The organism is Deltaproteobacteria bacterium (assembly GCA_016874755.1).
GTDB lineage: Bacteria > Desulfobacterota > Binatia > UBA9968 > UBA9968 > DP-20.
Window position 1 is genome coordinate 12,702 of sequence record VGTH01000049.1, and the last position, 18,470, is coordinate 31,171.

17 protein-coding genes and 1 pseudogene are annotated in these 18,470 nt (G+C 56.5%); 12 read left to right on the forward strand and 6 right to left on the reverse strand.

Annotated features, from left to right (window positions below; genetic code table 11):
- Positions 1 to 189 precede the first annotated feature (189 nt).
- From FJ145_22445 to FJ145_22460, 4 genes are all read left to right on the forward strand, one after another.
- On the forward strand, positions 190 to 375 hold the full coding sequence (locus FJ145_22445) for a hypothetical protein (protein ID MBM4264170.1): 186 nt from the start codon (positions 190 to 192) through the stop codon (positions 373 to 375).
- Positions 376 to 521: 146 nt separating this feature from the next.
- Positions 522 to 1,328 carry a methyltransferase gene (locus FJ145_22450; protein MBM4264171.1) on the forward strand — a complete coding sequence of 269 codons (807 nt, stop codon included), beginning with the start codon at positions 522 to 524 and terminating at the stop codon, positions 1,326 to 1,328.
- 708 nt (positions 1,329 to 2,036) lie between these two features.
- A complete protein-coding gene (locus FJ145_22455) occupies positions 2,037 to 2,495 on the forward strand; it encodes a hypothetical protein (protein MBM4264172.1) in 459 nt (152 codons plus the stop codon).
- Positions 2,496 to 2,717: 222 nt separating this feature from the next.
- Entirely contained in the window at positions 2,718 to 3,266 is a 549-nt protein-coding gene (locus FJ145_22460; protein MBM4264173.1) for a hypothetical protein, read from the forward strand.
- A 301-nt stretch (positions 3,267 to 3,567) separates the two neighbouring features.
- Here the strand turns inward: FJ145_22460 and FJ145_22465 are convergent, their stop codons facing one another.
- The 5 genes from FJ145_22465 to FJ145_22485 form a co-directional block, all read right to left on the reverse strand.
- Positions 3,568 to 4,581 carry an amidohydrolase gene (locus FJ145_22465; GenBank protein MBM4264174.1) on the reverse strand — a complete coding sequence of 338 codons (1,014 nt, stop codon included), beginning with the start codon at positions 4,579 to 4,581 and terminating at the stop codon, positions 3,568 to 3,570.
- Positions 4,582 to 4,670: 89 nt separating this feature from the next.
- Positions 4,671 to 6,590, reverse strand: coding sequence for a thiamine pyrophosphate-requiring protein (locus FJ145_22470; GenBank protein MBM4264175.1), 1,920 nt, complete (start codon positions 6,588 to 6,590; stop codon positions 4,671 to 4,673).
- Positions 6,404 to 6,931, reverse strand: a complete 528-nt coding sequence (locus FJ145_22475) for a hypothetical protein (GenBank protein ID MBM4264176.1) — start codon at positions 6,929 to 6,931, stop codon at positions 6,404 to 6,406. The genes FJ145_22470 and FJ145_22475 overlap by 187 nt, the downstream gene beginning before the upstream one ends.
- Positions 6,928 to 7,953, reverse strand: a complete 1,026-nt coding sequence (locus tag FJ145_22480) for a cupin domain-containing protein (protein MBM4264177.1) — start codon at positions 7,951 to 7,953, stop codon at positions 6,928 to 6,930. Before FJ145_22480 ends, FJ145_22475 begins: the two co-directional genes overlap by 4 nt.
- Entirely contained in the window at positions 7,950 to 8,276 is a 327-nt protein-coding gene (locus FJ145_22485) for a hypothetical protein (protein MBM4264178.1), read from the reverse strand. The genes FJ145_22480 and FJ145_22485 overlap by 4 nt, the downstream gene beginning before the upstream one ends.
- Positions 8,277 to 8,360: 84 nt before the next feature.
- On the opposite strand from FJ145_22485, the gene FJ145_22490 reads away from it, so the two are divergent.
- The 4 genes and pseudogenes from FJ145_22490 (at position 8,361) to FJ145_22505 (ending at position 12,908) form a co-directional block, all read left to right on the forward strand.
- Positions 8,361 to 9,347 carry an ABC transporter substrate-binding protein gene (locus FJ145_22490; GenBank protein MBM4264179.1) on the forward strand — a complete coding sequence of 329 codons (987 nt, stop codon included), beginning with the start codon at positions 8,361 to 8,363 and terminating at the stop codon, positions 9,345 to 9,347.
- Between the two features lie 11 nt (positions 9,348 to 9,358).
- The gene (locus tag FJ145_22495) at positions 9,359 to 10,399 is read left to right on the forward strand and encodes an LLM class flavin-dependent oxidoreductase (protein ID MBM4264180.1); all 1,041 of its coding nucleotides are present in this window, start codon (positions 9,359 to 9,361) and stop codon (positions 10,397 to 10,399) included.
- Between the two features lie 210 nt (positions 10,400 to 10,609).
- Positions 10,610 to 11,535: pseudogene (locus FJ145_22500) on the forward strand (DUF4394 domain-containing protein).
- A 266-nt stretch (positions 11,536 to 11,801) separates the two neighbouring features.
- Positions 11,802 to 12,908, forward strand: coding sequence for a hypothetical protein (locus FJ145_22505; GenBank protein ID MBM4264181.1), 1,107 nt, complete (start codon positions 11,802 to 11,804; stop codon positions 12,906 to 12,908).
- A gap of 178 nt (positions 12,909 to 13,086) precedes the next feature.
- Here FJ145_22505 and FJ145_22510 read toward each other — a convergent pair whose 3' ends face one another.
- Positions 13,087 to 14,547, reverse strand: a complete 1,461-nt coding sequence (locus FJ145_22510) for a 4-hydroxyphenylacetate 3-hydroxylase (protein ID MBM4264182.1) — start codon at positions 14,545 to 14,547, stop codon at positions 13,087 to 13,089.
- A 136-nt stretch (positions 14,548 to 14,683) separates the two neighbouring features.
- Between FJ145_22510 and FJ145_22515 the strand changes: the two genes are divergently transcribed.
- The 4 genes from FJ145_22515 (at position 14,684) to leuD (ending at position 18,464) form a co-directional block, all read left to right on the forward strand.
- The gene (locus FJ145_22515) at positions 14,684 to 15,217 is read left to right on the forward strand and encodes a hypothetical protein (GenBank protein ID MBM4264183.1); all 534 of its coding nucleotides are present in this window, start codon (positions 14,684 to 14,686) and stop codon (positions 15,215 to 15,217) included.
- A 114-nt stretch (positions 15,218 to 15,331) separates the two neighbouring features.
- A complete protein-coding gene (locus FJ145_22520; GenBank protein MBM4264184.1) occupies positions 15,332 to 16,243 on the forward strand; it encodes a hypothetical protein in 912 nt (303 codons plus the stop codon).
- 170 nt (positions 16,244 to 16,413) lie between these two features.
- Positions 16,414 to 17,811: a 3-isopropylmalate dehydratase large subunit gene (gene leuC, locus FJ145_22525; GenBank protein MBM4264185.1), complete on the forward strand. Its 1,398-nt coding sequence runs from the start codon at positions 16,414 to 16,416 to the stop codon at positions 17,809 to 17,811.
- Between the two features lie 38 nt (positions 17,812 to 17,849).
- Positions 17,850 to 18,464, forward strand: coding sequence for a 3-isopropylmalate dehydratase small subunit (gene leuD / locus FJ145_22530; GenBank protein MBM4264186.1), 615 nt, complete (start codon positions 17,850 to 17,852; stop codon positions 18,462 to 18,464).
- Positions 18,465 to 18,470 lie beyond the last annotated feature (6 nt).

An 18,470-nucleotide genomic window follows, 5' to 3' on the forward strand; every position in this document is an offset into this window, starting at 1 on the left:
GTCGGACCAGGATCTACCTTGCAGCATTGGGGCTTAGCGCTCGCGGATGCGTTCGAAATTCCTATTGAAGGGGAGGGCTTTCGAGGGACGGAGCAGGGCGCATAAGCCTGAATCCTTGACCCAACGCCGGCCTTGTCCTAGTTTAGCCCAATCCCAGAATCTCGGTCGGAGGATAGGAGGCCTGTCGCTATGTTCGCGCAGATCAAACACGCCGCCATTTACACGCCGAATCCAGCCAACACGATTCCGTTCTACGAGAAAATCCTCGGTATGAAGAAGATCACCACTGGCGCTGCTCAAAACGTTTGCGGGGTTGCCGGATATGGAGATGACCCGCAAGACTTACGAAATAGTGAAAGAGATTTGGCCGGATAACGGTATTCCGTCCGATAAAGGATTGGCGACGGCTCTGAGCATGGCCGATGTGCCGGCCCATGTTCCGGCTGATAAAATCGTCGATTGGTCGGTGGTAAGTGAGGCGGCAGCAGGGCAAAAAAGTCGTCCGTAAGGAGGCTTGAATCATGGACTCCGAAATGGCGGTCAATATCCCATATACCGCTGAAACTGGCGAGCCATTGGTCAACGAGACCTTTGGCCCAAATAATATTCGCCGGCGCAATTCAGGCACCCAAGAGTTGAAACCGATGATGCTCTGCAACGGCCGGCTCTTTGCCGAGCGCTTATCGCTTGAAGAGCAAGGATTTGTTTTCGTTGAGCACAGAACCAAAGTGACGGATTTTTTCGCGCCCGAACAGCTGCAGAAGATTTACTATCCTGAAATCGAAGAACTGATAAAGACCCAGTCCGGTGCTGCGCGCGTGGTGATTTTCGATCATACGCTGCGCTCGGGGAATGAAGCGGAGCGCGAGGAAAAATTGATCCGCGAGCCGGTGCTGTCGGCGCATAACGATTACACCGAGTGGTCGGGGCCGAACCGTGTGCGCGAAGTTCTGCCTGACGAAGCGGACAGGCTGCTGGCGCGCCGCTTTGCGATCATCCAAGTGTGGCGCGCCATCAATCAACCGATTCAGGCTAACCCGTTGGCGCTGGCCGATGCGAAAAGTATCGCGCCGAAAGATTTGGTAGTCGCGGAGCGGCGCTATCCGCACCGGGTGGGGCAGACCTATCGATTGAAGTATCGCCCCGAACATCGCTGGTATTATTTCCCGCAGATGCGGCGCGACGAGGCGGTGGTATTTAAAGTCTTTGATTCAGAAAAGGACGGCCGGGCGCGGTTTACGCCGCACACTTCCTTCGATGATCCGACCACGCCGCCCAACGCGCCGGCGCGACAGAGTATCGAGGTGCGAGCTTTTGCGTTTTTTTGATCTTGGCTGGGGACGACTCTATCGCCCGCTCGCTGCGCTCCATGCGTGTTTGCCGAAAAAGGACACACTCTAATCCAACCAATTGTTCCAATCTCGAAATCATAAGACTGCCTTCTGGAACTAGACTGTCTCGTCTTCCTCTTTGGAATCAACAAGCCCTTAAATACTGAAAATATATTCAGTAAAGGTTCGCTTCGGAAGGGAGCGAACCAAGAAAGCTTTCGAAGTCACGTCGAAGCTATGTCTGTGCAAGCAGCTGTGGTTGATCGCTCCCGAAACCGCGCCAGAACATAGGAGGAAACACCATGGAAACAATCAGCACGGTTCTCGCAGGCTATGGTCCTGGCGCTCGCTTACAACGCGAAGAGGCCCAAGAGCGTGCGACACCTATCGCTGTTCTAAGCAAGAAGTGACCAGGCCCAGGTCATGGGCCCAGCGCTTCAGGTCGCGCCGAAAGCACATCCATGCCATTACGAGCGACGCCGCCGGAGCCGACCAGGCAAAAACCGCAAATTTCACTAATCGCTCCGAGGATTGACACGCTCACCGGTTCAGCGCCATATCTCCGGCAAGAAAAATAGGTGGTTTAAATTTCCTATACATCTATACATATAAGCAAGCGAAAACCGTCCACGGCTACAACCGATAAGTCGGTGTTTTAATCGCTTGACGGACTTTTTTCAGACAAACAATTTAGAGGAAAAAACTATGAAACGAAAAATTACATTATCAATCGCGCTCGTTTTGAGCCTTGTTTTAGTATCGCTGATGAGTTCGGATTCGCCCGTCGGGGCGCAACCGCCGCAAAGATTTAGGGTTGCCACAGGTGTCATCACTCCCGCCGCGGGTCAGACACTCCGCGTTACGGTTGGTCGGGGATTTAGGGTTGACGACGTTAGCGTGCGCTTTATGTGGAGGCAATATATGGCGGCAGGTTGTAGCGGGATGCCTTCAATGTGCCGCCACACCGTTGCCTCGCAAGGCGCTACGCTACCGACAGCACTGGGCGATGACACTCTTTCGTTCGATATGCCGGGAAACGGAAACGGAGTCAATGTAGTAGTCGAGGGCAACAGTCGAAACGTCCAGATCAATGCCATGATTTTCAACAACGCTACGGGGGAAATTACGGCACTGTTGAGCGCCGGTGAAGTGGACACGTGGTGATGTTAATGGCGATGGCGTTTATACCAAAAAGACCAACCATGCTGGCGGACGCGAAAGAACTGCGCGGACATTCGAGATACGGCTTTCGCGCGATAATGTCAAAGCCGCTTGGAGAAATCTCGATTTGACACCCGGAAAGGTTGAAAAACTTTAGCTCGACCCGATAAACCATTTTCAAAAAAAATCGTGTAAAATACCTGAGAAGTTTTTCCGGTAAATTTTATGCGCGATATTCCCGTTGGCAATGGCTCTCTGCTGGTAACATTTAACGAAAAATATCAAATCCGCGACGTCTTCTTTCCGCACGTCGGGCAGGAGAATCATACGGAAGGTTTTCCGTTTCGGTTCGGCGTGTTCGCGGACGGCGAATTTTCGTGGATTTTTGAGGGCGATTGGCAAATTTCGCTTAAATACTTGCCTGAAACACTTGTTACAGATGCCAAATTAACTAATGAAAATTTAGGTTTGGAGATTGTTTCAAACGACACGGTGGCGAGCCACGAAAATATTTTTCTGCGGCGTGTTCGTGTGTCGAATCTGCTCGATAAGACGCGGGATGTTCGGATTTTTCTGCACCACGATTTTCGGATTTCGGAAAACAAAATCGGCGACACGGCGTTTTATGAACCGGAAGCACTCGCGCTTGTCCATTACAAAAAAAACCGCTATTTTTTGATAAATTCGCGCCGCATTTTGACGCATTTTCTACGGGACGCAAGGCTTTCCGCGACCAGGAAGGCACTTGGCGCGACGCGGAAGACGGCGCGTTGAACGGCGGCGCGATAACCGAAGGCTCGGTAGATTCGACCGTTCAGATAAATTTAAACATCGAACCGCAAGGCGTGAAAGAATTTTATTATTGGATTTGCGCGGGCAAATCTTTACAGGAAGTTTCCGAGCTAAACACGCATATCAAAAAGCAAACGCCCGAACGGTTTCTCAAATCCGAGGATTGACACGCTCACCGGTTCAGCGCTATATCTCCGCCAAGAAAAATAGGTGGTTTAAATTTCCTATACATCCTATACATTTTGGACGCCCTTACTCCTTACTGCTCACCCCTCACGAATTCTCAGAGGTTGTACAGCGCTTTAGGATTGTCATAGAGAATCTTGTCGATATGCGTCGCCGGGACATTGCCTTGGCGCCGGATGTTTTTTAGCGCCTCGATTTCGGCGGAGGTATCGTTGTGGCCGTAGTCCGAACCGATGACGATGTTGTCTTCGCCGGCGTATTGCAAAACATAACTGAGATCGTCGTCGGTTTGGCAGGCGACGTAAAGGTGGTTCTCGCGCATGATGTCGCTCGGAGATTTCAGGCCATGCTGTTTGTAGCGGCGTGCCAACTCGTGAATCACGTAGGGCACCCATTGGGCTTTGACTTCGATGAAACCGAATCTCAAGTTGGGAAACATGGCGGGAATACCCTTGTAGACCAGCGTGTGAAAGGCGATTAGCACCGGTAATTTAAACAGCGAAAAGCCGCTCTCGCGCTCGAAATGATTCATCCATTGGAAGTCTCCGGTGGAGGCGTGGATGCAGATCGCAATATTGCGCTCGGCGGCGAGCTGGTAGAGCGGAAAGAAATAGGCGTCGCTGAGCAAGCGATCTTCGACCAAGCCGCGGATAAACAAACCGACCGCGCCGTTGTCTGCGGCGAAGCGAGTCTCGGCCAGTGTGTCTTCCATGTTGAGCACCGGCAGCGTCGCCACCCAGCGCAAGCGCTTTTGGCTCTTGCTGCACAGCTCAGCAATCCAGCGATTGTAGCTGCGGCACAAGGCGACTTCGATTTCCGGTCGATTGGTCAGCGGGGTTAAGAAGACCGTCGGGTAAAGCACCTGGACATCGACGCCCAACTGGTCCATGTGGCGCAGGCGCGCTTCGACCTCGCGCATCTCGCTGGAGGCGGCCGGCAGTTCCGTGCTGACGGGACCGCGTTCAAAGGGCCGGCGATCGATTAACCAAAATTGTTTGCGGCCATCCTGGCTGGCGACCATGACCGGACGAAACTTGTTTTCCGATTCTCGCAAGTAGTCCCAGGTGTGTTCCGATTCAATAACGTGAGCGTCGGCGTCGATGATGGCCATGACCGAATTCCTTGTAATTAGAAACCCGAGCGCTGGGCATGAGTGGGGGTGCTCCCCTCACTCCTCAGCCCCTGTCCTCACGGGATTTTCTAGTGCGTGCCGCAAATCACGTTTAACACGGCTTGGCGCTTATCTTCCTTGACCACTTTCAGTGCGCGCTTGAGCGCGGGCAGCATGTCCGCTGGATTGTCGACCATCTCGCCGTAACCGTCATGGGCCGAGACGATTCTTTCATAGCGCGGCGACGGCGCGAGGGAGGTCAGCGGATAATTGTTCGTGCTGGCGGACCAACCGTCGGGCAAGACCTGTTGGGTCGCCGCTTTGCTGGAATTCCAAATCGCATTGTTGCAGATGATCGTCAACAGCGGCAAGTCGTAGGCGTGGGAAACGAAGTGACAGGCCGTCGGATTGTTGAACATGTACGTCCCGTCGCCGCAGGTCACGATGACAGTTTTCTCGGGCCGTGCGAGCTTCATGCCCAAGCCGCCGCCGATGCCCCAGCCCAGGCCGCCGGCGGGTGAGCCGCCGAAGTAGGTCGCGGGTTTGCTGACGGTCAAATACTCGCTGCCGACGCCGTGGTCGCTGATGACGATGGTGTCATCGTCTCTGAGTTGATCGATGCAATGGGCCATCCATGCGTGGCTTATCGGCGTTGCGCCGCGGTCATGTTCGAGCTTTTGCTTCAGACCTTCGCGGTACTTCTTGTTCTTCGCGCGAATCTGCTCGGCACGCTCGGACAGTGCGCTGCCGCGGCTGGCGCTTTGTAGCTCTTGCGCTAAAAGCTCCAAAGCTAATTTCGGATCGCCACCAATAGAAATGTCTTTGGGGAAGCTCCGTATCGGAATATCGCCGTAATTGGGATCGCGGGCGATTTGTATGACTGTGGCATTTTCCGGCGGCGTGCCTTGACGCGGGTACCACGGCACATCGGACTCAACGACGACTACTACGTCAGCCTCCTTGATGTACGGCATGGAGTTGGTCCCCAAATAGAATTCGTGCGTGTTGGGAAAACTGACGAATGGACTGGCGGGTGTGACCACAGGGGCGACCAGCGCCTCGGCGAACCCAACCAGCGATTTCATCGCGGTCGGGTCGGAGCCTAGGCGGCCGGTGATGATTACGGGACTCTTTGCACTGCGGAGAACTTCCGCGGTGCGTTTGATCGAGGCTGTGCTCGGTGCCAAGGGCTCACTCTGTGCTTTGCGATTGGGGTGAATGACGAGGGAGTCCATCTTTTGCGCCAACACCTCGCGCGGCAGAGTTAAATAAACAGGTCCCTGAGGAGTGCCCGTCGCCATTTCGATGGCGCGATCGACGACGGCTTCCAACTGCTCGCCGTTGCGCAGCTCGTAGTCCCAGCGAGTGAATTCGCGCAGCAAGCTGCCCTGATCGAAAGATTCTTGCCCCCAGTGAATAAAGTTGCTGCGGCTGCCGCGCATGCCGGTTTCGGTGAGCGGCGTGCGCCCGGCGGAGAAAATCATCGGTACGTTGAGCCGTGAGGCGTTCATCACCGCCGCCGACGCATTGCCGGTGCCGACAATGACATGAACCATGACCACTTGGGGCTCGCCGGTGAGCATCGCATAGCCTTGCGCCATGCTGACGGCGACGAACTCATGCGGCACCGTGATCGGCACCGGATGGTTTTTCTTTTCGCTGGCGAATTTCGCCAGGCCATCGATAATCGGCCCGAAGTCCGTGCCGCTGTTGCCGAAAAAATACTTGATGCCACGAGCGCGCAGCAGTTCTAGATAAGCCTGGCCGACGGTTTCGACTGGGAGGGTAACGGTTTTCTTTTCCATAGAATGGACTCCTGATTTTATGCGATTTGTTTTTGTATTAGATCGATCAGCCAACTCACCGGCGTCTGATCTTGCACGCAGCGAAAGCCCTTGACGCCGTTTTTCCAATGGGGCAAATAGCGGTGCGAGCAGTCGCAGGTGTTGGCCGGGCCGCACATAGCTTTGTAGGTTTCGCCGCCGCTGCCGACGTCGGTCGAAGTCCATTCCCAGATGTCGCCGCGCTTCTTGAGCTTGTTCGATTCACAAGTCGACTTCCATTCATCCATTGTCGGCAGACGTTGGCCGATGAATCGACAATAACCAGCCGCCTCGTGAAAGTTGATCAGGACGACGGCGTCGTTCTCTTTGCCGGACGGAATGCGGCCGTTGATCCAGTACTCCGGCGCGGCGGCTCGGGTCGCAACCACAAATTTCAAATATTCCGCGTTGGTCACCTCGGTTGAGTTGAAGGTTGCGGATGCAAGGAGATAAATCGGCAGAACGATTGACCATAGGTGGCCAAAGCATGCTGTTGAAAGTCGACGAACCGAAAACCCAACCTTCATGCGGTTTCCTCGCGATAAAGTCCCAAGGCTCTCAACACCGGTGCATCGCTCATCGAAAACAAGATCGCGTCGTCGGTCGATGAAGAGTTGCTATGCCGGTGCGGGTTCCATACCGGTACGATGAAGGAGTCGCCTTTTTGCCATTCAAAGCGCTGCCCGCCGATCTCGCTTGCGCCGTGGCCGCGAAAAACGTGGTACAGCGTTGTGCTGGTGTGGCGATGGGATTCGGTTTTCTCGTTAGCGGATAAAAGTTGAGCGCTGCATTGAATCGTCGTCATGGTCGGACCATTGGTGAGTGGGTTGCGGTATTCGAGCAAGTAGCCGTCGTAGTTGCTGTGAGCTCCGCGCGCGCGCATGGAGGCGCGCAGGGTTTTTTCTGTGTCCGTCCAGCGATAGTGGAAAAGGTCCTCGACGCGAAGGCCATGGCGCACGGCGCCGTCGAGGGTGGCGTTGACTTCGTCGCTGTCTCTCTCGATGGGTTGACGGCGGGTTGGGTAGCGTTCTTGCATGACCTGGTGCAACGCGGTGATCAGCGGAAAGTCCAAGCCATCGAGCCACACCATCGGTTCCGTTGAGCCATTGGAGTGGTCGTGCCAGCTCATCGCCGGCGTCAGAATCAAATCGCCGGGTTCCATGACGCACTGCTGACCATTGACCGTCGTGTAAGCGCCGTGGCCTTGGAGGACAAACCGCAATGCCGCGGGCGTGTGACGATGGGCACGCGCGTTTTCGCCGGGCTTGACGTACTGAAACGAAACTTGCAGCGTCTGCGAGGCAAAGCCACGGCCCTTATCGAGACCAGGATTGACGAGCCGCACGACGCGCCGCTCGCTCTGCTCCAAGCTGATCACTTCGCCCGCGCGCACCAGGCTGCCGTAAACATCGGCCCACTTCCACAAACACGGCTGCACCGGCGTGATCGGCTCCGATGGCAGACCTTCCATGCCAAGGCTCCAGTAGCCGGAGAGGTTCATGCCGACCATGTCGCGGTCGAGCTGGGCGATGCTATCGGGTTGTTTCATATTTGCACCTTAAGACCAGGTTCGGAGATGCCTCGCGCAAAGGCGCAAAGGGCGCAAAGAAAAAGTTTTTTTTCCGAACTTTGCGTCCTTTGCGCCTTTGCGCGAGAAAATCTGATTCGAGTCTGCTCATCTAGGGAACGTCCGCTGCGGTATTGGCTCTTGTAAACCATATCGACCCACATGGGCTGATGCGACGCCACCAAGCCGTTCTTGTACGCATTGCCGCAGTAGTGCGCCGGTTTGAGCTTGTCCCAGATAATGTAGCGTTTGGCGTCGATGCAGTCTTCGTCAACTGATGCTGCGACGACTTTGCCGCACACCATGGGCGTTGCCTCCAAGTTGGAACCTAGCTGAAACGAATCGACGGCGTCAAACTGCTTTCTTTCCTTCTCCGAACGATTGTTGTTATGATCCGGCCCATGTTTGTTCGCACGCTGTTGCTTCTTATCCTAGTCGTGGTGGCATGCCAACCGGGCTATTCGGCACAGGTTACGCCGGAGACCATTCGCATCGCCATTCCCGGCAAGCTCATCGACTTTGCGCCGTTCTTTGTCGGTGCCAAAACCGGGATCTATCGCAGCGAGGGGCTGGAGCCGCAGTTCATCGTCATGCGCAGCGGCATCGTGATTCCGGCGATGCTCTCGGGTGAAATCGACTACACCACGCTTTACGGCTCGACGATTCGCTCGGCGGTGACCGGTTTGCCGCTGAAAGTCATTGCGACATTGATTACCAAGCAGAGTTTCTTTCTGTTTTCGCAGCCGGATATTCGTCGCGTGCAGGATCTTAAAGGCAAGCGCGTGGCGATCTCCAATTTCGCCAGCTCGACGGACAAGGCAGCGCGCGCCGCACTGAAAACCGGCAGCATCGAAGCGATGCGCGACGTGACGTTGATCGCCATGGGGGACACCAACGTGCGCTTTCAGTCGCTGGTGTCCGGCGCCATTGAAGCGGCGATTCTCACACCGCCTTACACCGTCATGGCGGAACAAAAGAAACTGAATAATCTGGTCTGGTTGGGCGACGTTTTGGGCGATCAGCCGTCCAACGGGCTGAGTACCAGCGTGAAGAAGTTGAAGGAGCAGCCGGATCAGGTCATGCGTTTCTTGCGCGCGTCGCTGCGTAGCATGATCTATACCCGTGAGCACAAGCAGGAAGCGCTGCCGATTTTGCTGAAAGAGTTTCCCGGCCTCGATCGTAACACGTTGGCAGGGACGCTCGACTTTTACCTCAAAGCGATGAGCCCGGATGGGCGTGTCAGCGAGGTGATTTTGCAAGAGTTGATCAACGAGCAGCGCGAGCTGGTCAACGTCAAGAATGAAGTGCCGATCTCGCAGGTGGCCGACTTTGGGCCTTTGCAGCGGGTATTAAAAGAATTGGGCAGCGCGAAATAGGAGGAGTGGTCATGCGCTTTGGAACTTTCAGCTATAACCAGCGCCGCCCGGGCGTCGCAGAGAAACAAGCGTTCGATGAATTGCTCGAGCAGATCGAATTGACCGAGAAGCTTGGGTTTAACGAAGCCTGGTTCGCTGAGCATCATCATTCCGATTACGGCATGCTGGCTTCGCCGAATCTGATGACCGCGGCTTTGGCGCGGCGCACAGAGCGAATGCGCTTCGGCAATCTCATTAGTGTTCTGCCGCTCTACGATCCGATGCGGCTTGCCGAAGAGTGCGCCATGCTCGATGTCATGACCGGTGGGCGATTGAACGTCGGCCTCGGCCGCGGCGTGCCGAAAGACGACATGAAGCATCGGCTCGATCGCGAGAGCGCGCAGGCGCGCTTCGATGAAGGTGTCGAGATTCTCATGAAAGCCTGGACGGGTGAGACGTTTAGTTATCAAGGCAAAGCCTGGGGCTACGAAGAAATTTCTTGCCGCCCATTGCCGATACAAAAACCGCATCCGCCGATCTATTACGGCGCGACGTCGCCGGACAGCCCGGCGATGGTTGCCAAGCGTGGCTGGAATCTCGCGCTGTCGCGCCAGCCGCTGGCGAATTGCGCCACGGCGATCAAGAAATATCGCGACGCGCGCGCGGCTGCGAACTTGGCTGGTCAAGGCGATGCTATCATGGTGCGCGATATCTATGTCGCCGATACCGACGAGCAAGCATGGTGTGAAGCCGTTCCCGAACTGATGCGCTACTGGCAGTTGGCGACGGATAATTATTGGCGGGGCGAGACGCTATCTGAGGCCGATCTTACGCGCTTTACCGAGCGCTACGCCTACTATCCTGGCGGGTTGACGATCAAGCGTTTGGACGAGTGGGGCACGTCGCTGATCGGCAGTCCCGAGACCGTGATCAAGAAGGCCCGCGAGATGCTCGTGACGGCCAGGCCGGATAGCTTGGTGGGCATGTTCCAGTTCGGAGCTTTGAAGCACGAGCAGGTGATGCACTCGATTGAACTGTTCGGCAGGGAAGTTATGCCGGCGCTGGGGAGTTAAAAGTAGTTAAAAAGCAAAAATTCAACATTAAAAAACTCGGATGCAAAGGCAACGCGTTTCTAACCCGCCTTTGACCTTACGCGGACAACGACGTCCGGATGCCGCTTTTTTAGCCCGCCAAAATCCGTTTCCTCAGTCGAACCGTAGATAACGTTAGAAAGCGATGACGCTCACGGTTGCCAACCGTGACTCGTCCTTCAATCAAACCTTATGAAGGAGAACACCGTGAAAATTGCAACGTTTAAGCGTAAAAGAGCTTTGCGGGGGAACATCCTCGGTGCGCTCGCCGCGCTGGGCCTCGGCCTTGCCGCAGGTTGTTCATCGACGCAGACCGGCGAGATGCGCCCAGAGACGGTCTATGCGGTCACGAGTTCCAATCAATTACTAACCTTCAATGCCGGGCGACCGGGAGCGCCATCGGGCGCGAAGAAAGTCTCCAACCTCGCCGCCGGCGAGAACTTGCTCGGAATCGATTTCCGCCCCGCGGATGGCAAGCTCTACGGTCTGGGCAGCTCGGGTCGGCTCTACACGATCGATCCGATGTCGGGTGGCGCGATGCAGGTGGGTTCGGGAACGTTTTCTATTGCTTTGAAGGGCAGCGCCTTCGGTTTCAATTTCAATCCGGTGGCCGACCGTATTCGCGTCGTCAGCGACTCGGGCCAAAATTTGCGCCTGCATCCGGATACGGGCGCGGTGGTCGACGCCGATCCCAATATGGCCGGTGTGCAGCCGGACGCCGATTTGGCCTACGCCAAAAGCGACATGGCTTCAGGTAAAAAACCAACGTTGCGGCTGTGGCGTATTCGAATAGCGTGGCTGGCGCGAAGGTGACGACCAATTTTGCCATCGATAGCACGAGCGGCCACTTGCTGACGCAGGGTAGCAGGGAAAACGTAACGCCGGCAGTGTCACCGAACAGCGGGCAGCTATTTACTGTGGGCTCGTTGGGGGTCAGTGCCTCGGGTTGGGTTTCCTTCGACATCGCGCCGAAAACTGGGATGGCGTTTGCCGCGATTACTCCGCGCGGTTCATCTGCGGCAGGTTTTTACGGGATCGATCTCGAAACCGGTGCCGCCAAGATGATCGGACAGATCGCCGCCGGTGAGGCGATACGCAGCATCGCGGTCATGCCGTAGAGCAGCAGATTGGCCGCAAAAGACGCAAACTGAAAACAGAGCTGTGTCATTCTGAGGAGCGCAGCGACGAAGAATCTGCTGCTGAACCGAAGATGCAGATGCTTCGGCGGACCTTAGCATGACCCGCTGATGGATGGGGTGCCAACAAAGGGCACGCAGTTCGGAGGTAGAAATCCGGGCTGCGTGCCCCGCGTTTTCATTGACAGAAATGCTTGTGATTCGATAGCGTTCAAGGGCGAGCAAATTCACGAACGAGGCTGAATACCATGAACGCTAACGATAATCTTCAGTGGATCGATGTGCGCGACGAGCGGTTTGACTGGTTGAACGTTGCCGATTGGGAAGCCAACGGCAGCGGATTGCAGCCGGTCCGAGTCAAGAAAATTTGGCGCGAAAAGTGGCCGCCGAAGACGGCGCGGCGCGCGACCTCGTCGGCGGGCATGGCGGTGCGCTTTCGCACCGATTCGACGAAGCTCGTCTTTCGCGTTACCTTCATCGATTTTCCCGACAACCAGCCGGCGACCCCAGCCTCCGGCTGGGAACGCTCCCGGCCGAACTTTTTTTCGCTCTATCGCGACGCCAAATACGCCGGCGCTGTCGCCGGATTGGTGCATTTTGAGCGGCAGGACGTAACGATTTTTGATGATCGTGAATTGTCAGGCGAAGCGGAAATTCAGGTGCTATTGCCGTTCTACTATCGCAATGCCGAAACGATTTTGCAGAGCATCGGCATCGATGCCGGCGCCAATCTGGCAGCGCCCCAACCCGACCAGCGGCCGCGAATCTTCTTTCACGGCGACTCGATCACTCAAGGTCACGGTGTGACGAGCCCGCGCGAAACCTATTGCTGGCAGGTTGCCGAGCAACTGAACTGCGTTGGCATCAACCACGGTTTCGGCGGCACGGCCTGGGCGGACAACGTGGTCGCGCAAGAAATCGCCGCGCGCGAGGATTGGGACGTGCTGTCGATCATGCTCGGAACAAATTCCTTCGGCGGCGCGGACGCCTATGGCAAGCCAGAGACCGCGGCTCAGTACGCGCAGAAATATGACGCGTTTCTCGAAACCATTCGCCAGTCACATCCATCCAAGCCGATCCTCTGCACGACGCCGATTTTGAATCGTGCCGACCTCGACCGTGGCGGCAATCAGAATGGCGAGCGGCCGGATCTGTATCGCGAGGGAATTGTCCGAGTCGTCAAGGAACGGCAGAAGTCAGATAAGAATTTGCATCTCGCTGACGGGTTGGCAATGGTTAACGATCCGCTGTTCTTGCTGGTCACCGACCGTGTGCATCCTAACGATGCGGGTATGAATCGCATCGCCAACGGTGTGGCGGCAGCGCTGGGGCCGCTGTTAACGGGTCTGCGTTAGGAGATTCGGATTGTCTCGCGCAAAGGCGCAAAGGTCGCAAAGTTCGGAGGGGAATGGTTCACCACGAAGGCGTGAAGTACACGAAGGTTCGGATAAAAGGCCAAACATTTTCTTACCTTCGTGACCTTCGTGACCTTCGTGACCTTCGTGTGTTCGTGGTGAGTCTTATCCTTTCCGATCAAGCAGAATCCTTGTCGTAGCTCGCGAGGCACCGATCCACCATCGCCTCCACCGTCGCCCAATCGAAATTGCGAAATTCCCGCCCATGAATGGCCGACGGCTCACCGGCGTAGAACATCTCGTATTGCAGATGGCGCGAGCCGAATTCTGAACCGACGGCGTCCCAGACGAGCTTTAGTAATTTTATCCTTTCCGCGCCGTGGGCTTTGGGCCAGCGCACATAACGTTCCATGTCAGCGGCGGAGTCGGCATTGCGCAGCTCGCCGACGGTTGCCGGCAGTTGGATCGGGCTGCCGCCCAGGAGTCCGCGGATTTGGTTCAACAACGGTGGGTAGATCGCCTGCTGGTAAACTTGGCTCGCATAGAGAATGGAGTCCTTCGGCCGCATGACGCCGAATTGATCCGGTTCGGCAGCGGCTTCGGCGCCGAGAATCATGCCTTCAACAATGGAGACACGAGTGGCGAGATCGCCGAGCTGTGACAGGATTTCGGGGCTGGTTGAGCGGCCGCTCAAGTCCATGCAGCGCTTCGCCAAGCCAACTAGAAATTGTAGCTTGGCCCAGGAGCGGATGTGCGACTGCGTATTGCCCAGAACATGCGCCGCCGTGGTGCTGAACTGGCCCGCGGTAAGCTCGATGTTCTTGTAGATGAAAACATCTTCCCAGGGCACAAAGACATCGTCGAAAACCACCAGCGAATCGGTTTCGTCGAAGCGCGACGACAGGGGATAGTCGAACACGCTGCTGACACCGAGAGCATAGGGTCGGCGCGGATAAAGCTTCAGTCCCGGCGCGCTATTGGGCACGACGCAGGAGATGGCGTAATCCTCATCGCCGGGACGCAACGGCAGAATCACCGAGACGAAAATGTAATCCGACATCACCGAGCCGGTGCCGAGCATTTGCGCGCCGCGCAGTACGATGCCGTTGTCGCGCTCCGCCGCGGCGCCGGCATAGAGAAAGGGCTCTGCTTGCTGATGTGCCGGCTTGCTGCGATCGATAGTCGGCTGGACGATGACGTAACTCAGGTAAAGATCTTGGTCGGCGGCTTTGGCGGCAAAGCGCTGCAAGTTGTCGGCGAACTGCTGGCCGCCGCGCGCGTAAAACGGCAGCGAGCCGGCGAAGCCGGCGAAGAACGACGCCACGTGATCGGGCGAACGGCCGAGAAAGCCGTAGCTGGCGTCGGCGAAGAATTTCAGCGCGCGCCGGCGCGCCGCCAGGTCGTCGCGTGTGCGCGGGGTAAGCCATGATTTGTTGATCGGCTTGCCGTCCCGCGGCGAGGGGTACGTCATCAAGTCGCGGTTGTCCGGATCGTTGGCAAGCTCATAAAGCCGCGCCACGGTTTTCACGCCGGCGGCGAACGCCGGATGGGTGGTTACGTCAGCGACGCGCTCGCCGTTTAACAAGACTGTCCGGCCATCGCGCAGGCCGCGGATAAATTCTTCGCCGCTGCGAGTCATGCGGGCTCCTTTATGCTATCGTGCGCATATGCATCTATTCGCCTTGCTAGTTATGCTATTGTTGTCTGCCTGTTCTACCCCCCGGATGACTCCGGGCGCAACGCTTTTGTCCGGGCTTACTACTTATGAGAGTAAGATGGCCGCGGCGGGAAACTCGCCGGGGCAGTGGCCGACACGGCAGCGCGCCGCCGCGGCGCTGAAAACAATCATGATGGCGGGGTTCCAGCGCCACCAGGAGCTGCAGCGCTTGGTCGATCTCGATCTCAGAAAACGTGAGTTTCAAATTACCCTGGAGCAAACCAACGTGTTGCCCGATCGCAAAGCTGAAATGCTCGCGGAGCTGCGCCAAATCGAGATGGAGATCCCCAAGCTAAAAGCGACGATCAAATCGCAGTTGTCGGCGCAAACGGTGACCGAGGAAGAACGCGTCGCCGCTGTGGCGACCGCTGCTACGTTGGGCTGGCTACAACTGCGCATCGAATCATTTCCGACAAGCCGCAGCGGAGCGGGTGGTGCCTCAGCGTTGGTTGAAGTGGAGCAATACACCGTGACAGACCTGGGCCAATTTGCTGCTGTGCGGGCGCCGGATGGCCAGCGTTACCGCTGCGATGTTGTCCATGTCGAGGATGAAGGGTCTTGGTTGCGCTGCGAGCCGTTGAGGACGTCGTAACTCGCGGCTCAGGTTCCGAATCAGGCCGATTGGTTTGACACCCCTGTGGGTTTTCCTTATACCCTACGTTTATTCAATATTTTTCGGCGAGTTCTCTAAGGAGGTGCCGCACCGATGATGCCGACGCATGACAATTTCTATGACGTTTACTCCAAGGCGAGGAAACTCAAGATCAAATGGCCCAATGGCGCGCGGTTGGCGGTGGCGCTGGCGGGCAATTTGGAAGCCTGGACGGAAATTCCCAACCCCAAACACCGGCGCACGCACCATGTGGGCGGCTCGAATCCGATTAAAGAAGACGACGTGGTGTCGCTCTACGACTGCCGCACGGCGAGCGAAAACGATTATGGCGGACGGACGGGCGTCTGGCGCATCCTGCGCATTTTCGACAAGTACGGGGTGAAAGCCTCTTTTAATACCAACGCGCTATGCATTCACCGTTATCCCGAAGCGGTCAAAGCCGTGCATGTGCGTGGGCATGAGATCGTCGGCCACTCCTATGCCGAAGACATTCAACTGACCCAATTGACCGACGAAGGCGAGCGCGACGAGATCCGCACTTGCGCGAAGATGTTTCAGGACTTCACCGGCGTGCGGCCGACGGGTTGGTTGACCTCGGGCATGCGCCACACCGAGCGAACGATCAAGATTCTCGCCGAGGAGGGTTTCGATTGGCATGGCGATGCGGTCAACGACGATAATCCCTACCCTGTGCAGATCGGCAGCAAGACGATGATCGTGGTGCCGTACAAGAACGCCATCAGCGGTTTGAACGACACCGGCATGTACCGCCGCGGTATCATTGCCCGCGATGTGTATCAATCGTTTAAAGACGAGTTCGATATTCTTTACGAAGAATCGGCCGAGGAGCCCAAGATGCTGACGCTGGCGATGCACTGCCAAATGGCGTTTCCGGCAACCGGCAAGGTCTATGACGATTGCATCAAATACGCCAAGTCGTTTTCCGACGTCTGGTTCGCCAAGCGCTGCGAGATCGTCGACTGGGTGAAGAAGAACTGTCTGTAAGACAAGGACCGTTCACCTCGAAGACACGAAGGACACGAAGTTCGGACAAAGTTTATTTCGATTCTTGACTCTTATCTTCGTGCTCTTCGCGCCTTCGTGGTGAAAAGTTTCCAGGCCTTGCAGTCGCACATACCCATCGATATTATTCCCCGCGAAGGAGACATTTTGTAATGGCCGGTAGGACCCTGTACGACAAAATTTGGGAGTCGCACACCGTTGGCATTTTGCCGACGGGGCAGACGCAACTCTTTATTGGACTCCATCTGATTCACGAAATCACCACGGCGCCGGCCTTCGACATGCTGCGCGAAAAGGGCTTGGACGTGGCGTTTCGCGATCGGACCTTTGCCACCGTCGATCACATCGTGCCCACCGATATTCGCAAGCGGCCGTTTCTCGATCAGGAAGCCGAAGAGCTGACGCAGGCTCTGGAGAAAAACGTCCAGCAATTCGGCGTCGAGTTCTTTGGTCTCGACAGCATGAACCAAGGCATCGTCCACGTGATCGGCCCGCAGCTGGGCTTGACGCAGCCGGGTATGACGCTCGCCTGCGGCGACAGCCACACCAGCACCCATGGGGCCTTTGGGACTTTGGCTTTTGGCATCGGCACCAGTCAGGTGCGCGACGTGCTCGCGACTCAGACCTTGGCGATGGACAAGCTCAAAGTCCGGCGTATCAATATTACCGGCGCCCTGGGAACCGGCGTGTACGCCAAGGATGTGATTCTCCATATTATTCGAAAACTCGGCGTCGGCGGCGGCAAGGGCTTCGCCTACGAGTACGGCGGCCCGGTGATTGATCGCATGAACATGGAACAGCGCATGACCGTCTGTAATATGAGCATCGAGGGCGGCGCGCTGGTGGGTTACGTCAATCCCGATCAAACCACTTTCGATTTTATCAAAGGCCGGCCCCACGCGCCCAAAGGCGCGGCGTTCGACAAAGCGGTGGCTTATTGGAAGTCGGTGGCGAGCGATGCGGACGCGAAATTTGACGACGTTGTGAATTACGAAGGCAAAGATATCGAGCCGACGGTGACCTGGGGTATCAATCCAGGGCAGTCGGTCGGCGTTTCTGAAAAGCTGCCCAAGCCGGAGGAAACTACCGATCCCGACGGCGCCAAAAAAGCCTACGAGTTTATGGGCTGGGCTCCTGGGGCTCCGATCGCAGGCACGCCGATTAATGTCGCTTTCATTGGCTCCTGCACAAATGGTCGGCTGGAAGATTTCCGTGCGGCCGCCAGAATCGCCAAGGGGAGAAAGGTCAATCCTTCGGTACGCGCGCTGGCGGTGCCGGGTTCTGCCGAAGTAAAAAAATTGGCCGAGCAAGAAGGGCTGGATAAAGTTCTCAGCGAAGCCGGTTTCCAGTGGCGTGAAGCTGGCTGCTCGATGTGCTTGGCGATGAATCCGGACAAGCTCAACGGCCGGGAAGTGTCAGCCTCCTCTTCGAATCGCAATTTCATCGGCCGCCAGGGCAGCCCGACGGGCCGCACGATGCTGATGAGCCCGGCGATGGTGGTGGCGGCGGCGCTGAATGGCAAAGTGGTTGACGTTCGACAATACGAGTAGAGGCACGGCATGCCGTGCCCCCGGATGTGTGAGGGACCATGGGCGACATTGTAAAGATCATCAAACTCTCTGGAACCGCGCTACCGATGCGCGGCAACGACATCGACACCGATCGGATTATTCCGGCGCGCTATCTAAAAGAGGTGACTTTTGCGCGCATGGGCGACTACCCGTTTTTCGACGAGCGCTTCAGCGCCGAAGGTAAGAAGAAAGACCATCCTTTCAACGATCCGGAATACAGCGGTGCGGCGGTCTTGTTTGTCAATAAAAACTTCGGCTGCGGCTCGTCGCGCGAGCACGCGCCGCAGGCGCTCAACCGCTTTGGCATCAAAGTCATCGTCGGTGAATCGTTTGCGGCGATTTTTGCCGGCAACTGCACGATGATGGGCGTGCCGACGGTGACCGTCAGCGAAAAAGACATTCAGCAGTTGATCAAAAGCGTCGAAGAAAATCCCAAGCTCGAGTACACGATCGACCTGGAGAGTAAGACGCTCACCTACGGTAAGAACAAGATCGCCATCGATCTGCCAGAAACCTCGCGTACGGCGTTGATCACCGGGTCATGGGATTCGACCGCGCTGCTGCGCGCCAATCTTGCCCAGGTCAGACAGACCGCTACCAAACTGCCTTACATCGGCAACTTTGCCAATTAGCATAGT

What these genes read in the sequence shown, in the direction of transcription:
- leuC (MBM4264185.1), top strand. Translation starts at nt 16,414, where the DNA reads ATGGCCGGTAGGACCCTGTACGACAAAATTTGGGAGTCGCACACCGTT.
- FJ145_22460 (MBM4264173.1), top strand. Translation starts at nt 2,718, where the DNA reads ATGCGCGATATTCCCGTTGGCAATGGCTCTCTGCTGGTAACATTTAAC.
- FJ145_22470 (MBM4264175.1), bottom strand. Translation starts at nt 6,590, where the DNA reads ATGGACTTCGACCGACGTCGGCAGCGGCGGCGAAACCTACAAAGCTAT.
- FJ145_22505 (MBM4264181.1), top strand. Translation starts at nt 11,802, where the DNA reads ATGAACGCTAACGATAATCTTCAGTGGATCGATGTGCGCGACGAGCGG.
- FJ145_22455 (MBM4264172.1), top strand. Translation starts at nt 2,037, where the DNA reads ATGAAACGAAAAATTACATTATCAATCGCGCTCGTTTTGAGCCTTGTT.
- FJ145_22485 (MBM4264178.1), bottom strand. Translation starts at nt 8,276, where the DNA reads ATGGTGTGCGGCAAAGTCGTCGCAGCATCAGTTGACGAAGACTGCATC.
- FJ145_22490 (MBM4264179.1), top strand. Translation starts at nt 8,361, where the DNA reads ATGATCCGGCCCATGTTTGTTCGCACGCTGTTGCTTCTTATCCTAGTC.
- FJ145_22510 (MBM4264182.1), bottom strand. Translation starts at nt 14,547, where the DNA reads ATGACTCGCAGCGGCGAAGAATTTATCCGCGGCCTGCGCGATGGCCGG.
- FJ145_22450 (MBM4264171.1), top strand. Translation starts at nt 522, where the DNA reads ATGGACTCCGAAATGGCGGTCAATATCCCATATACCGCTGAAACTGGC.
- FJ145_22495 (MBM4264180.1), top strand. Translation starts at nt 9,359, where the DNA reads ATGCGCTTTGGAACTTTCAGCTATAACCAGCGCCGCCCGGGCGTCGCA.
- FJ145_22515 (MBM4264183.1), top strand. Translation starts at nt 14,684, where the DNA reads ATGGCCGCGGCGGGAAACTCGCCGGGGCAGTGGCCGACACGGCAGCGC.
- FJ145_22465 (MBM4264174.1), bottom strand. Translation starts at nt 4,581, where the DNA reads ATGGCCATCATCGACGCCGACGCTCACGTTATTGAATCGGAACACACC.
- leuD (MBM4264186.1), top strand. Translation starts at nt 17,850, where the DNA reads ATGGGCGACATTGTAAAGATCATCAAACTCTCTGGAACCGCGCTACCG.
- FJ145_22520 (MBM4264184.1), top strand. Translation starts at nt 15,332, where the DNA reads ATGATGCCGACGCATGACAATTTCTATGACGTTTACTCCAAGGCGAGG.
- FJ145_22480 (MBM4264177.1), bottom strand. Translation starts at nt 7,953, where the DNA reads ATGAAACAACCCGATAGCATCGCCCAGCTCGACCGCGACATGGTCGGC.
- FJ145_22445 (MBM4264170.1), top strand. Translation starts at nt 190, where the DNA reads ATGTTCGCGCAGATCAAACACGCCGCCATTTACACGCCGAATCCAGCC.
- FJ145_22475 (MBM4264176.1), bottom strand. Translation starts at nt 6,931, where the DNA reads ATGAAGGTTGGGTTTTCGGTTCGTCGACTTTCAACAGCATGCTTTGGC.